Source organism: Pseudonocardia lacus (assembly GCF_018531445.1).
Classification (GTDB): domain Bacteria; phylum Actinomycetota; class Actinomycetes; order Mycobacteriales; family Pseudonocardiaceae; genus Pseudonocardia; species Pseudonocardia lacus.
Window position 1 is genome coordinate 1 of sequence record NZ_JAHDTH010000096.1, and the last position, 14415, is coordinate 14415.

A 14415-nucleotide genomic window follows, 5' to 3' on the forward strand; every position below is an offset into this window, starting at 1 on the left:
CGCGGCACGTCACCTCATACGCCTGAGCATGACTACCGCTTTCCTGGCATGCTACTGTCCCCTTCACCTTTCGGATCCAGGTGAGCCATCAGACCCAAGGACCTCCTCCCGAGTCCTTCCCGTCTATGACGAGGATATAACGAAGCGCCTCGTGGCGCATTACGGCTTGCGCGCCATCCCGACGTAGTAGAAGACGCTGCGCGGGTCGACCGGGCCGGGCGGCGGCCGCCACGACAGCATCGGGACGACCCCGGGCTCGACGAGGTGCAGGCCCGTGAACAGCGCGGCGACCTGGTCGTGGGTGCGCGGGTGGTAGGTCAGCCCGGCGTGGCGGGCGGCGGCGACGGCCTGCCCGGCGGCGGCCGGGGCGAAGTCGGCGGTGGGGTGGCTGATGGTCAGGTAGCTGCCCGGGGGCAGCGCGTCCACCAGCGTGCCGATGATCGTGTCGACCTGCGCGTCGGTGAAGTACAGCAGCATCGAGACCAGCATCAGCGCGATCGGTTCGTGCCGGTCGAGGGTGGCGAACACCTCGGGGTCGTCCAGGATCGCCTGCGGGTCTAGGGCGTCCCCGGCGACGAAGGCGGTGCGGCCGGTGGGGGTGCTGGTCATCAGCGCCCGGCTGTGGGCGAGCACGATCGGGTCGTTGTCGACGTAGACGACCCGCGCGGTCGGGTCGGCGTCCTGGGCGACCTCGTGGACGTTGGCCGCGGTGGGCAGCCCGGAGCCGATGTCGAGGAACTGGCGCACCCCCAGCCCGGTGACGAGGTGGCGCACGGCGCGGCCGAGGAACGCGCGGTTCTCCCGGGCCATCCGCGGGATGGTCGGAACGGCGGCGATCACCGCTTCCGCGGCCGCGCGGTCGGCGACGTAGTTGTCCTTGCCGCCGAGCCAGTAGTCGTAGACGCGGGCGTGGTGCGCCCGGCCGGTGTCGAGCGGGGTGAGCGCGGGCTGCTCGGGGACGCGGGTGGTTCGGGAGTCGTCGGGCATCGCGGACGTCCTTGCCGGGGTTGGGGGAGGCGGATGGAGTGAGCGGGTGTGTCGGCCGGGTCGCCGCGGCGCTGGGCGAGGCGGGCGATCACCGCGGCGGTGCAGGGCCAGGGAGTGGGAGTGCCGGCGCACGCGGCGCAGTGCCCGTCCGGGCGGCGGCGGTGCAGCGCGAGGGTGCGGCGGGCACCGCCGGGCTGGGCGGCGACGAACTCGGCCGCCACCTCGATGCACGACTGCCGCGCGGTGCCGGACCGCGGCGCGGCGCCGTGGTCGGTGCTCACCGGCCCGCCCGGGCTCGTCGTCGTGACCGGCTGTGCCAGCGGGCGCGGAAGAAGGTGAGCCGATCGGCGAGGGTGAGGCGACCGAGCCTGGCCTGCAGCCGGCGCCGTCGATGTTGCTGGCGACGCTGCCCTCGACGGTGCTTCCCCGCACCCTCGATGGTGGTGGGCATGGTGGGTGCTCCCTTCAGGGCTTGGGGTCCGGTCGGCGCGGAGTCGGGGGCATCCGCGCCGACCGGAGTCAGGGGCCGACCGAGGTCGGGTTCACGGGTGGGCGCAGCGCTCACGGGGATCCGCGGCGGGACCTGCGCCGGATCCGGTGAGCCGATGGAGCGCGAACTCGGTGGCGTGGGCGATCGCGGCGTCGTGCCCGTCGGCGGGCAGCAGCCGGTGCGGGATGGCCAGGTCGGCGAGGACGTGGCCGACGTGGTGGTCGGCGAGACGGCGGTAGCGGGCGTTGTTGTCGCGGGGCTTGTCCGTGCCCAGCGGGATCTCCCGGTCCAGGGTGGTGCGGAAGATCAGGTCGTAGTGGGTGGCGTGCTGCGCGGCGAGGGTGCGCAGGTGCCCCAACGCGACCTCGTCGGCGGGTTCGCCGCGGTAGTCCAGGGCGGCGAGGTAGTAGCCCAGGGCGTCCGGGACGGGGCGGTCGACCAGCAGGACGTCGATGTGCGGCCAGGTGGCGACCTCGTCGCTGATCCCCCGAGCCATGATCCACAGCGTGGAGCTGTAGGTGTGGCTGAACAGGATCGGCAGGCCCACCCGCAGGGCGTGCTCACCGAGGTCGGCGACGGTGGCGACCTCGAAGTCCCGGTGCCGCAGCTCGTGCGCGAGCCGGGCCAGGAACGTCGTCTTCCCGGTCGAGTGCGCCCCGGCCACCGCGATGGTCAGCGGCCGCTCGACACCGCTCACCACAGCCCACCTTCGGTATCGGTGGGGCCGGAGCCGGGCAGGCGCCCGGCCTCGGTGAGCTGTTCCCAGCCGAGATCGCCGTGCTCGACCAGGGCGATCAGCAGCGCGGCGGTCATCCAGGCGTCGTAGCCGGCGCGATGCCGACGCAGCCCGGCAGCGCTCTCCCCGGGCGGGGTGAGGCCGGCTGAGGTGATCAGGTTGTCCAGGCCGTACCCGCCGGGGAGAGTGGGCCACACGGCCTTGGCCAGGCGCAGGGTGTCCAGGACCAGCGGCGGCTGCCAGGTCGGGAGGTGCGCGCCGAGGACCCGGTGCTCGACCGAGGCGTTGTGGGCCACGACGACCGCGCCGTCGACGACCGCGCTGACCTGCCCGGCGACGTCACCCCACGGTGGGCTGCCGGCGACGTCGGTCTCGGTGATGCCGTGCACCTTGCGGGTGACCAGCGCGGTGATCGGCCGGGCCGGTCGGACCAGCCAGGTCCTCAGGTCCTCGACCGTCGTCGGCTTGTCCTGGTCGAGCGGGAGCAGCGCGATCTCGACGATCTCCGGGGGCTGCTGGCCGTTGCCCTCGACGTCGACCACGACGAGCCGGTGGCCGGCGAGCACCGGCGGTGGATGCAGGGTCATGCCGGTGTCTCCCGAGCGGAGGGGTGCGGGGCGGGCCAACCGAGGTCGGCGCGGCCGTGGCGGTGACGGTGGTGGGGCTTGGCGACGTCGTGGACCTGGTAGCCCAGCGTGTGCTGCATCAGGTACCGCCGCTGCTCGTCGAGGCCGGCGACGGTGACCGCGTGGGAGTCGATGCCGACCAGCCGCCCGCCCAGCTCGGCGGCCATCGCGGCGACCTGCCCGTCCCGGGGGCGGGTGCGGTCCCGGGTGCAGCGGTCGAGCTGGGTGGCGGGGCAGATGTCGCACAGCTCGTCGACGCCGACGTGGCCGTTGTAGTCGGCCAGGCTGTGGGCGTAGGCGACCGCGCAGCTGGTCTTGCGTAACAACGGCGCCCCCCCGACGGCACTTTCCGCGGTGAGGATCCGCTGCTCCAGACGCTCGGGGAACACCTTGCGCCGCGCGGTCTGCGGGTACGGCTCGGGCAGGCCGTGCTGCTGGTAGTAGTCGCGGATCTGGGCGCGGTAGAACAGCCCGGTGAACACCGCGGCGTGGGCGTGGGCGCGCAGGTCCATCGCTTGGGCGAGGTGGGCGTCGGAGTCGTTGAGACCAGGCACGATCGGCCGCCAGTAGAGGATCACCCGGTACCGGCGGGCGTGCGCGAACGCCGTGCGCAGCGAGGCGGCGGCGACGGCCGAGTCGACCGGCTCGATCCGGGCGTCGTCGATGCCCGAGTGGGTGACCAGCAGGGTGACCCTGATGTTGCGCAGCTCGTTCAGCGCCGCGCAGTCGGCCTCGTCGACCCGCCATCGCGTAATGACCAGGACGTGGTTGTCGAGGCCGGCGTCGTCGAGCATCCGCAGCATCGCGAACGTGTGCGGCTTGACCGGCGGCAGCATCGGATCGGTCGCCCGGTTCAACAGCTGGACCGGAGTCAGTCCGGGCTGGAAGAACCGGTGGTTCACCAGCAGGTCGAACGCCGCCCGGTCGTCGACGAGCGCACGGGGGACCTTCATGTCGAAGTTGCCGAACAGGTGCCGCACGCAGTACCCGCAGTCCAGCGGGCACCCCACGATCCAGTTCACGCTCAACCCCGACTTCCGGTACTCGACGACATCGAGCAGCGCAGGATCCAGCGCGGCTCGATGCGCAGGGGCCAGGATGGGCACGCCACGACCGGTGCTGACGGAGCCCGCCCGTCGCGCTGATCGTGTCGAGGTCTCCATCGCTGACTCCTGCCGGTCTGCTGCTCCAGGTGTGCGTTCGATGACCCCATGTCATCAACGGGACTACGATCCGGGCAGGGTGGAACACTTGCGGCGAGGGGGTTGAGGATCGTTCCCCCCACCGGTGCCAATGTGTTCCTCGCCCGCTTGGGCGACGGGTGGAGGTGACGGTGAGCGACAACGAGTCGGAGACAGACGGCGCCGGTGCTGCCGAGGCCGCACTGGCCGCTGAGATCCGGCGACGCCGGCAGGCTGCCGGTCTCAGCCAGGCCCAGCTCGCCTCAGCAGTGGGATACACCCGCGAGTACGTCTCCCGAGCAGAGCAACCGAGCAAGGGCCTGGTTTCGGTGGCGCTCGTAGAAGGAATTGACAATGCTTTGGAAGCCGGCGGTGCTCTGATCGAGTTGCGCGAGCGTGTGGAGGTCCACCGACTGCATCGTCGATCTCGCGGCCGAGTGCCTCGTCAGCCCGGACGCAATTTGAATACTGCCCTCCCTGCGTCTTCGTCAGGCACCAACGTTGATCCGGTCGCGGCGCGACGCTCGGCAACTGGTGCAGATTCGACAGGCCTCCCGTCCTCTCTGGCGAAGGATTGTGATGTCGGACAACCTGAGGACGACGGGCTGATCGCCCTCGCAGCTCGTGCCGAGTTGTCCGATGTTGGCGCCGCAGCAATCGATACAGCGGAGGAGGTTGCTGAGCTGCTCGCGCGGGCATACGCGACGACGCCACCCGCGCAGCTGCTCGCTGAATTGCGCCACCGTGCTGCCGAAGTGTCTGCGCTGTTGGATCGGCGCTCAACGTTGGCGCAACGGCGGCGCTTGTTGGTGATCGGTGGGTGGCTCGCGCTGCTCGGGGCAACTGTGTACGTGGATCTGGGTGACCGGGCTCGAGCAGCCGGGGCCCGGTCGGCTGCTGCTTCGCTCGGGCGGGAGACCGAGAACCCGGAGCTGGTCGCGTGGGCGGTGGAGATCGAGACGTGGACGGCGCTCATCGATCAGCGGTGGCAGCGCGCGGCTCAACTGGCCGCGGCAGGCGAGGCACTGGCCCCCGCGCGCAGCTCCGCAGCGGTGCAACTCGCGGCGCAGTCGGCGCGGGCAGCTGCCCGGCTCGGTGACAGGGCGACGGTAAGGGCTGGGCTCGATCGTGCTGCGGTCGACGTGGACAGACAGACCGGTGATCGACCTCGTGACCACCACTTCGTCTTCGACGGCCGCAAAGTGGAGGGGTACACGGCCACGGCGCTGGCATGGCTCGGTGATCCGGCCGGTGAGGCTGTAGCCCGGGAGGTGGCCGAGCGCTACAGCGCCGGTCCGGCGCGGCGGCTGGCCACCGCGCGGATCGACCTCGGACTGATTCTGGCTCGTGAGGGGCGGCCGGACGAGGCGGCGCATATGGGGTTGCTGGCCGCGGATTCGGGACGCCTGGTGCCCTCGAACGCTTGGCGAGTGGCCGAACTTGATGAGCTACTTGCGCCTCGGCGGGACGTGGCCGAGGTTGCGGAGCTGCACCGGCGGACGACGGCTGAGGATAGTGGAGATTTCTCCTGAGAGCGTGTTTGAGATGGGTCAGGCTGGCGCCGGGAAGGTCCGGCGCTGCTGACGGGGTGGCTGGCCCTCTGCGGGCGAGTCGGCGGGTGATGGTGTTGATCGCGGCCCAGCGGATCATCGCCTCCGAGACCGCGGGGTCGCGTTCGTAGTCCCGGGCCAGCCGGCGGTGCGCGGTCAACCAGGCGAAGGTGCGCTCGACCGCCCACCGGCGCGGGATCACCGCGAACCCCTGTTGGCCGGCGGGCTTGCGCACGATGTGGATCGTGGTGCGCAGGATGCGGGTCGCCCACTCCAGCAGCCGCCCGGCGAAGGCGCCGTCGGCGAACACGAACCGCACCCGGGAGGCGAGATAGGCCTGCAGCAGCACCGGCTTCGCGCCGTCGCGGTCCTGCACCCCCGCCGACAACACCACGACGGTGATCAGCAGCCCGAGGGTGTCGGTGACGATGAACCGCTTGCGCCCGTTGACCTTCTTCCCGGCGTCATAGCCGCGGGTGTCCGCGCCGACGGTGTCGGCGCCCTTCACCGTCTGAGAGTCCACCAACCCCGCGCTCGGTTGCGGGTCACGGCCCTCGGCCACCCGGAGCTGTTCGCGGACCGCGGCCAGGATCTTCTCGGTGACCTTGGCCTCCTCCCAGCGGGAGAAGTACCAGTAGACGGTCTCCCAGGGCGGGAAGTCGGCCGGGAGCTGGCGCCACGAGCAGCCGGTGCGCACCACGTAGAGGATCGCGTCCACGATCAGCCGGCGCGGGTGCTTCTCCGGGCGGCCCCGGGTCTTCGGCGCGGGGAGCAGCGGCTCGACCAGCTCCCGCTGGGCGTCGGTCAGGTCCGACGGGTAGCCCTGGCGTGGCTGGCGCGGTGTCCGGGGTCGTGCCATCGGTCCACCGTGGACCCGGCCGGCGCCGTGATCACGCAGACACGCCGACCCATCTCAAACACCCTCTAAGTTCGTTGCCGCGTTGGGATCCCTGGCCGCGATGGCGTCTTCCAGTAGACTCTCGGCCTCGTTCCGGTTCCCTCTCTCAGGCAGCAGAAGGGCAAGATTGTTCATCGCCCCGACAGATCCATACGCGATAGCTGCTCGGAAAGACCGACGGCCTACTCCTCGGTCTCGCCACGCTCCGAGAGCAGAAGGGCGAGCCTGTTCATTGCACCGACGTCGCCATAAGCGACTCCTTGCCGAAATGCCTCCTCTGCTTCGTTGATTCGTCCAAGCTCCTCCAGGAGGTTGCCGAGGTCATATAGCGCTGCCTCCTCACCGTTGGCGACGGCTACGCGGTAATAGTGCAGCGCTTCGCCAAACTGCTCTCGGCTCTCCAGAAGCATGCCGAGCCTCCTACTGGCAGTACCATCGCCTGTCCGAATGGCCTGTCGATACAGAGCCTCCGCCTCATTCTCTCGGCCCTGCCCGTGTAGCAGCGTGGCAAGGGTCGTTGCGGATGGTCCGTTGCCTGCCGCAAGTGCAGTCCTTAAGAGCGACTCTGCTTGAGCGGACTCGCCGCGGAGTTCAAGCAGTACGGCGAGGTTGTGCGTAGCGACCGGATGGCCGCTATCAGCTGCACGCCAGAACAGCCTCTCGGCTTCGTCGTTGTGGCCGAGATCGAGGTGAAGTAGTGCAAGCCGGACAAGCGAGTCGACGTCTCCGGCATGGACGGCTTGTTCGTAGTAACGTATGGCGCTCCCGTCGTCGCCATGCTCGGCGAATTCGGCGGCGAGGAGGGACGACGCGTGTGGTTCGCCCGCGTCGGCACTCCGACGCAGCAGTTCAGCGCCTTCATCCTCTTTCCCCCTGAGGCGGAGTATTACCGCCAGGTTATACAGGTCGGTCGGCTCACCGACAGTTGCCGCGCGTCGGGCGATCTGCTCGGCGAGATCCAGATGTCCGGCCGACACGGCAGCGACGCAAACCGACCAGTACAAGTTTGGTGGTGCGCGATCCACGACGAGCGCCCAGATCGAGTCCGGGATCGGCTCGACGTCAGCGCCAGCGGCTAGACCTTCCAGAAGTGCATCCGCGACGCGGAAGCAATCAGGCACATCATCCTGTATCAATAGCCCTATACCGTCCCGAACCGGAACTTGTGCCCACGCCAAGGCCTGCGGCAACCACTGATCGTTGGGCCCGGCGGCCTGGCGCCGCCGTACCGCTGCCGCGATCAGCTCAGCGGGTAGCGGATCGTCATACCCGCATCGCACCAAGTCCACTGCCGCGGTGATGACCGCCCTACCGTACCGGTCGCCCTCATGACGCCACCGCCGAAGCAGGAGCCGAGCGATGGGTGATTCCGCTGTTGGACCCCTATCATCGGCATTTCGATCCGTGCCGATCTCATCCGGTCCCCATGGTTCAGCGATTTGGCCAGGGGGTTGGATTCCGTAGCGGCGCAGCCGTTCGGCGTCGTCTGGCTTGCCCAACTCGAGAAGTAGGTCAATCGCCTCAACGTAGCCGCCTGCACTACACTCCGCGGCACGCAAGTAGCAGCGAAGAGCACTGTCCCGCTGGCCAAATGCGCGGAGCAGTGCGGCTATCTGTAAAATGTAGCCCTTCTCGCCTACTTCGAACTTCCGGCGAAGCTCCTCGAGCTTCTCCTCTAGGTTTTCCAGACGTAACCCTAGGAGCTCATCTCTCCAGTCCCTCTGGGTGATGTCGTTCAGCAGTTCTTCGTAGTCGAGACTGCTCGCCGGGCCTTCGATTCGCCATATTGCGCCCGATTGCGACTGGGCAGAAGGTCTAGGGAAACTAGTTCGCGAAAGACGCGCTGCGAACGCTTCGGACAATGCCGAAGAACCCGGGGCGAGTTGTTCCGCGGCTGCGTCAGATACCTCTGCAGTGGAGAGCAGCAGATCAGCGGCGGCGTTGAGACCCTCGGTATCACCGGGGTCGATCCGCTCCAGCCAGCGAAGTGCATCTGCAACTCGAGTGTTCTCCAGGTACATTTGTGCACAATGGAGCAGGGCTTGGCGGCATCCGCGTTTCGCCACCTCGCGGAACACCGTCTCCGGACTCGACACCTGTTCTCGCTGTTCGGGATATGACGACCAGTGCTCGAGTTTTTTGTGTAGCCAGGCGGCAATTTCCGTCAGCCTCTGAGAGTTATTCTCAGCGAGCCGCCGATATAATACCATTGATTGACTACGTTCGAGGTTGGCCGCGCGATCGTACCAGTCAGCCGCGGCATCAATTCGTCCAGCCCATGCGAGCCTCCGGGCTGCATCGAGCATTGCCAACTGACTGCCGGTGCCGCCAAACGGAACCAATATTGCAGCACCGAAACGGCCTTGGGGTGGACGACAGTCGCTCCACCATCGATATTTCAGCGTCTGCCGCCACCAAACAATGCCGTCGGCATTGACATCTGCCGCTCGTTCGTACCAGGAAAGCGCTTCATCGAGGCGTCCGGCTCTTGCGAGCATGCGACCAGCGGCGAGCAATGCGAAAGGTGACGCGTTGTCTTCGCATCGTTCCCAGGCTCGCTGCCAGTACACTAGGGCGTCGTCGATCCGGTCGGCATCTGACAGCGCGTAGGCCGCATCAACTAACGCCTCTGATCTGCCGTTGTCCGCGGCGCGATCATGCCACTCGAGGCTCGCATCAACAAAGCCCGCGGCGGCAATAAGACGTGCCACCGCGGACACGGAGTCGAGAACGCCCTCGTCCACGGCGCGCACGTGAAGTTGTGCCGCATATCGGTAGAGATGTCGCTCCTCGGCCGCATTCCCCAGCACGACAAGATCGTTTGGAGGCCCGAAGGCCGCAAGCGCGTCCCACAACGACGCGGGGATCTGCGCGGTTGCTCGACTCACCCGCGATCGCTGCTCGAGATAGTCGGCGAGTCGGTATCCGTCGTTGGTGGCCGGTTCACCGGATGGGGGGCGGAACGCGGTAAGCGGGCCACGGACGCCGCGGCAAGGCGCGGCGGTGTATGCCAAGGCGCGCTCTAGCCAGTCGCCGGGAAGGTTGTCCCGCTCCCGGGCGCTGAGATACCCGGGTGCTGCAGCTTCGATCAGCTCACGCGGGAGGATCGGGCCACAGCCCAGACGTCGCGCGTCCATGGCCACATGAAGCACAGCCTGGGCCGGCGCAGGTGCGGCGATGTACCGCTCGACCAGAGCGGGCGCCCCCGCCAGATACTGGGTAATTTCGCCGTCCTCGGCATGGTGTAGCGCTTCGTGCAACCGCGGATCCTCGTGGGCAGAGGCGCGTAGGCGATCGAGGTCGTGCTCGCCGAACCGGTCGGCGACGCGGACGAGTGAGCGAGTGAGGAGTTCTCGGGCCTGAGAATAGGGATCGGCAGTGTCCGGCGGGGGCTCTGTCGTCAGTCTCTCCCAGTACTCTGGCCACAGAGTGGCAAGAACCAGCACCGGGGCCCTGTCGGGATCTCGTAAGAGCTCGCGCAGCCCCGCGGCCACCCGCTCTCTGAGTTTGGCGTCCGGCGGCATCAAGTAGTGCTGTGCATCGTTGAGCCAGACGACGGTGCGCGGCCCGATACGACGCACCGTCGTAACCACTGCATCGGGCCTCGTCGGATCGATGGGATGCCAGACGCGCCAATCGTCAGGCAGGGTGCTCACGGCCTCCCAGCAGGCCCGGGTCTTGCCCACAGAGGCGCCACCGACAAGTGTCGCGATGACGCTCCGCCCCCGTGCAACCTGGCCGACCATCTCCAACAACTGCGCATCGTGCTCGCGCGGGATATAGAGAGGCAACTGCGACAATGCCGGAGGGCCGTCGACCTCGATCGCCTCGTGGACTTCGAGCGAGAAGGGATCGGCTATGAGGCGAACCGGCCGTCCTGCAGGCGCCCCTGGCCGATTCCGACGCCGGGGCAGGCGCCTCAGTGTGGTGCCGTCCTGACCTGCTGCGCCCAGGCGCGCCCACCAGGCCGCCGGATTCGGCACACCGGGGCCCCACCTGGGGTGGTCGGTGTGGTGGTCGAGGGAGGTCAGTGGGGTAACCGTGATCGCGGAGGGGCCGGCGCGCGGGGCGTGCTCGGTGACCACCCCAATCAGGTGCCCATCGGCCAGCACGGGGGCACCGGACATCCCCGACCACGGCGACATTGCCAGGGTCTGGCCGGCGGGTGGGAGGTCGCGGGGGCTGCTGGTGACCTGCAACGTCAACAGGCCACTGACGAGTTGCGACAGCACCGAGATGTGCCCCTGGGTATGCACCGTGTCGCGCACCAACCCCGCCGGGCCGCGGCGCTCGGCGAACTCCGGGTAGCCCACCGCCTCGCACAGCTCCACCGGCCCCCCGCCGGCGCTGTCGCGGTCCACCGCGGCCAGGGGAAGTGCCGCAACCTCCGGCCCGTCGGTGACCGTGAGCAGCGCGAGGTCCGGCGCCCGATCGGGCCAGGGCTCGCCCGCGTCGCCGACGAACGCCGGATCCAACGCGACGGGCTGCTGGACCTTGTCCGGGCCGCGGACCGCCACAGCGCGCGCGTCGGCGACGACGTGGGCGGCCGTGAGTACCGTCCGCCCCGCCACCCGACAACCCGACCCGTACCGGAAGCGGGGGTTCGCATCGGGGCCGAGGTCGGCGATGACCTCCACGACCCGCCCGCGCAGCGGCATCCCTGCCATCTGGGGTCAGCCCTTCGTCTGCACTCCGGCAGAGGCCACCTTCACCGGGTTGCCTGCCCGATCGACCGGCTCGCTGAACTGCACCGTCACCGTCTGGGTGGCCTCGCTCTTCCAGCTCGCCCCGCCACCGACTTCGGCGTTGATGAACGGCACCTTGAAACCGGCCTTGCCATCGACGCCCTTCGTGGCCACGACCGTCAACTCCACGATCAGCGACGCCACCGGCAGTTGGATCTCCGCATCTGCGCCGGCCAGCCGTGCCGCGAGCAGGTCCGCGCGCACGCTGGCGATCGCCTCGGCCAACCCCACACCCTCCACCTCACCGGTCCCGCTGCTCGTGTCGCTCACTCCGCCACCCTCCGATGACCGCCGTCGGCCTTACCTTGCGGCACCATGCTCATGCATTGCCGGCCTGGAGTACAGATATAGGTGCCCGCCCGATCGAGCAGCCATGAATAGACGCAACGGCCTTTCGCCCAAGCCCCGCTGCTCTCGCACATGCTGGCCGCGACAGCAACGTCGACGGTGCGGGCCATGCACTCGTGCTGTGTTGCTTTGAGGGCCGGTGGCTTGTCAAAGACTGGTAGTGACAGCGCCTCCGCGTGCCGCGCCATCGCAGGCGCGGGCTCGGACGGGAATTCGGCGCGCCTGCGGTGACGTGCCCGCGCAACGCGCGATGGTCCGCCAGGCGTTCCCGAACCTGACCCTGGCGTTGCCCGCCCGCTGGGGCGACCACAGCCCCACCCGATCACCCTCGCCGGGCCGGCCGGCACCGTCGTCCAGACCACCGAGCCCACCACCGCCCAGACGAGCATTCTTCGGGCCTGCGGAATCGCCCCACCGCCCCGGATCACCACCCTCGACCCCGCCTGAGCAGCAGAAACGCCCTCACCCAGCCTCCGGCCGGGCGTGGACACACGCCCACCTCATCGCCACACACCCGTTCTTGCAGGTCAACCCCCGGATTCAACCCTTACCCTGGTGATTCACCGGGGATCGGGATCGATCTTCGAACCCCCAGTTGATCTTCAGTTCCGGGTTCCGCGACGAGTGGGCATGGCAAGGTGCCGGCTTGCTGTGCTGCCGGTTGCTCCGCGGTGTCGCAGGGTCGAGAGGTTCGAGGTCAGCCAGCGGGCGTGGGCAGTGCGGCCAGCCGTGCGAACGCGGCAGCGAGCTGTGCTGTCCAGGGCCAGTGCTGGTCCAGGCGTAGCCATCGGCGGCGTTGGCCGCGGGTGATCCGGGCGGCGGTGTGCAGCAGCCGGTAACGCAGGGTCTTGGGCTCGGCCCGGGCGTGGGTGGTGTCGTGCAGTAGCACGGTCTGGGCGAACGCGATCAGGTCGACCGCGATCATGGCCGCGGTCAGCCACGCGGCGTTGATCGCGAAGGACCGGCTGGGCAGGCGTCCGAGGCCGGTGTCGCGGCCGGTGCGGATACGGTCCTCGACCCGGGCGTGGGCGCGGTGGCGGGCGTCGAGCCAGACGTGCTGACCGGCGCGGGTGTCGGTGGCGTGGGCGGTGTAGCGCCAGCCGTCGCGCTGCTCGATCAGATCCAGCTGCGCTCCGGGATGGGGACGTTCGCGGCGCACGATCACCCGCATCCCGGCCGGATAGGTGGCCAGCGCCGCGGCCGGGAGCAGGCCGGTGATCTCGGCGACCGTGGCCTCCCGCAGCGGGCGCGGCTCGCCATTGGGGTCGGTGGTGGCCGTCCAGTCGGTGTCGCGCAGCGCGGCGATGGCGGTGTGTTCGCGGGTGGTGATGGTCCAGCCCACGGAGAACTCGCTGTTCACACCTGTGTCTCGCAGCGAGCGGATGTGGGCGAGGAACGCTTTCGTGCAGCCCGCGCCATCGGCGCGGACCAGGATCGGGTGCCCGTGGCGGTAGCGGTCGGGGATCTGGGCCAGCGCGGCATCCAGGACGGTGATGTGGTCCGCGGCGGTGTTGGAGCCGGCGTTGCCCGGGCGGAGCCGGGCGGCGAGGAACTCGCCGGTGTTGTCCAGGTAGGCCAGCAGCGGGTGGTAGCCGAACGAATGCTTGAACGTCGGCGCCGCCTGCTGTTTCTCGGAGTGGCAGACCAGTACGTGTGCGTCGAGGTCGATCACCAGCGCGTCGATTCCGGCGCTGCCCGCGACCCGGGAGCGGGCGAACGCCCTCCCGGTGACCTCGGCGCGCTGGGCCCACGCGATCTCCCGCGCTCGGGCCCGCGCCGCCGCGACCGCAGCCAGCCTGGACCCGTCAAGTGCCTCGAGTAGTCGCCAGCACGTCGAGTCCGAGGCCACCGCCCCGAACAGGCCGGGTTGGTCGACCAGCACGGCGATGTCGTTGATCGCCTCCGCGCCATCAGCGATGGCCACCGCGAGATCGGTCAGGACCCGGCCCGGGTCGTGCCGGGTCCGCGGCCGGCGCAGCCCGACCAGCACCTCGGACAGCTCGCTGGTCAGCGTGGTGGCGTCGGCCAGATCGGCCAGCAGCCGGGATCCGGCGTGGGACACGATCCCGGTCCCGTCAGCGGACACGATGATCTTCGGACGTGTCGTTGTAGCCTGCACTCGGAAAGTGCCTCCTCGACCCTGGCGGATGAGCCCTCAGCAAGCTCTGTCCTACCTGGTCACGAGGCACTTTCTGCTATCGGGGTCCTCCACACAGCCCAGCTCCATGAAGAGCCAGGGCTTACGTCTGCCCACGAACTGCGGAACCCGGGAAGGGCCAATCGTTGCCGAGGCCTGGTCGGCGCTGGATCCTGCCGGGCATGAAGCGGCTGGTGGTCCTCTGCGGAATCGCGCTGATCGTGCCGGTGCTCGTGGTGGTGTCGGAGTTCAGGGAGAGGTCGCCGCTCCAGTTCGGGTTGACGGAGGCGGGCTGCCGAGGTGTTTCGGTCCGACACGGTGCGGAGGGGCCGCGAGCGGTGTTGACGGTGAGCGTGCATGACTGCCTCGACGAGGTGGGCCGGGCGGTGCCGGCGGCGGAGGCGTGGGATCGGGTCGTGAGAGTGGCGTGGGAGACAACGGCGTCGCGGTTCGACGGGGTTCTGGTGACGGTGTTCCGGACGTCGGAGGATCCGGGCTCCGTGCGGGAAGCGACGCGGGAGTTCTCAAGTAGCGAGATGGAGGCCAAGTGGGGGCCGCGGCCGGTGGTGCTGGACTGGGTGCTGCCGGATCCGCGGCGCGAGGAGTGGGTCTGGCTCGTCGTGCTGCCGGCGGTGATCCTGGCGATCGGTGTGCCGATCGCGGCGGGTGTCGACGCTGCTCGTCGGGGTGTGTCCGTCTGGCTCTGGCGATCCTGAT

General features: G+C 69.1%; 9 protein-coding genes and 1 pseudogene. 2 read left to right on the forward strand and 8 right to left on the reverse strand.

Annotation, left to right across the window (positions count from 1 at the left end; translation table 11 throughout):
- Positions 1-159: 159 nt before the first annotated feature.
- The 4 genes from KIK08_RS20285 to KIK08_RS20300 form a co-directional block, all read right to left on the reverse strand.
- Positions 160-987, reverse strand: coding sequence for an SAM-dependent methyltransferase (locus KIK08_RS20285; RefSeq protein ID WP_214404781.1), 828 nt, complete (start codon positions 985-987; stop codon positions 160-162).
- A gap of 542 nt (positions 988-1529) precedes the next feature.
- On the reverse strand, positions 1530-2174 hold the full coding sequence (locus tag KIK08_RS20290; protein WP_214404782.1) for an AAA family ATPase: 645 nt from the start codon (positions 2172-2174) through the stop codon (positions 1530-1532).
- A complete protein-coding gene (locus KIK08_RS20295) occupies positions 2171-2800 on the reverse strand; it encodes a 3'-5' exonuclease (RefSeq protein WP_214404783.1) in 630 nt (209 codons plus the stop codon). The genes KIK08_RS20290 and KIK08_RS20295 overlap by 4 nt, the downstream gene beginning before the upstream one ends.
- A complete protein-coding gene (locus tag KIK08_RS20300) occupies positions 2797-3861 on the reverse strand; it encodes a radical SAM protein (RefSeq protein ID WP_308257756.1) in 1065 nt (354 codons plus the stop codon). Before KIK08_RS20300 ends, KIK08_RS20295 begins: the two co-directional genes overlap by 4 nt.
- Positions 3862-4172: 311 nt before the next feature.
- On the opposite strand from KIK08_RS20300, the gene KIK08_RS20305 reads away from it, so the two are divergent.
- Entirely contained in the window at positions 4173-5552 is a 1380-nt protein-coding gene (locus KIK08_RS20305; protein ID WP_214404785.1) for a helix-turn-helix domain-containing protein, read from the forward strand.
- Positions 5553-5613: 61 nt separating this feature from the next.
- Here KIK08_RS20305 and KIK08_RS20310 read toward each other — a convergent pair.
- The 4 genes and pseudogenes from KIK08_RS20310 to KIK08_RS20330 all read right to left on the reverse strand — a co-directional run.
- Positions 5614-6429, reverse strand: a pseudogene (locus KIK08_RS20310) (IS5 family transposase); the annotation flags it as partial.
- 221 nt (positions 6430-6650) lie between these two features.
- Positions 6651-11126, reverse strand: coding sequence for an SEL1-like repeat protein (locus KIK08_RS20320; protein WP_214404787.1), 4476 nt, complete (start codon positions 11124-11126; stop codon positions 6651-6653).
- Positions 11127-11141: 15 nt separating this feature from the next.
- A complete protein-coding gene (locus KIK08_RS20325) occupies positions 11142-11483 on the reverse strand; it encodes a trypco2 family protein (RefSeq protein ID WP_214404788.1) in 342 nt (113 codons plus the stop codon).
- A gap of 775 nt (positions 11484-12258) precedes the next feature.
- Positions 12259-13680 carry an IS1380 family transposase gene (locus KIK08_RS20330; RefSeq protein WP_434056939.1) on the reverse strand — a complete coding sequence of 474 codons (1422 nt, stop codon included), beginning with the start codon at positions 13678-13680 and terminating at the stop codon, positions 12259-12261.
- 200 nt (positions 13681-13880) lie between these two features.
- Here KIK08_RS20330 and KIK08_RS20335 point away from each other — a divergent pair, with 200 nt between their 5' ends.
- Positions 13881-14414 (forward strand): hypothetical protein, encoded by a 534-nt coding sequence (locus KIK08_RS20335; protein WP_214404789.1) that lies wholly within the window; start codon positions 13881-13883, stop codon positions 14412-14414.
- Position 14415: the final 1 nt, after the last annotated feature.

Coding starts and splice junctions, on each gene's coding strand:
- KIK08_RS20285 (WP_214404781.1), bottom strand. CDS start 987: ATGCCCGACGACTCCCGAACCACCCGCGTCCCCGAGCAGCCCGCGCTC.
- KIK08_RS20295 (WP_214404783.1), bottom strand. CDS start 2,800: ATGACCCTGCATCCACCGCCGGTGCTCGCCGGCCACCGGCTCGTCGTG.
- KIK08_RS20320 (WP_214404787.1), bottom strand. CDS start 11,126: ATGCCGCTGCGCGGGCGGGTCGTGGAGGTCATCGCCGACCTCGGCCCC.
- KIK08_RS20335 (WP_214404789.1), top strand. CDS start 13,881: ATGAAGCGGCTGGTGGTCCTCTGCGGAATCGCGCTGATCGTGCCGGTG.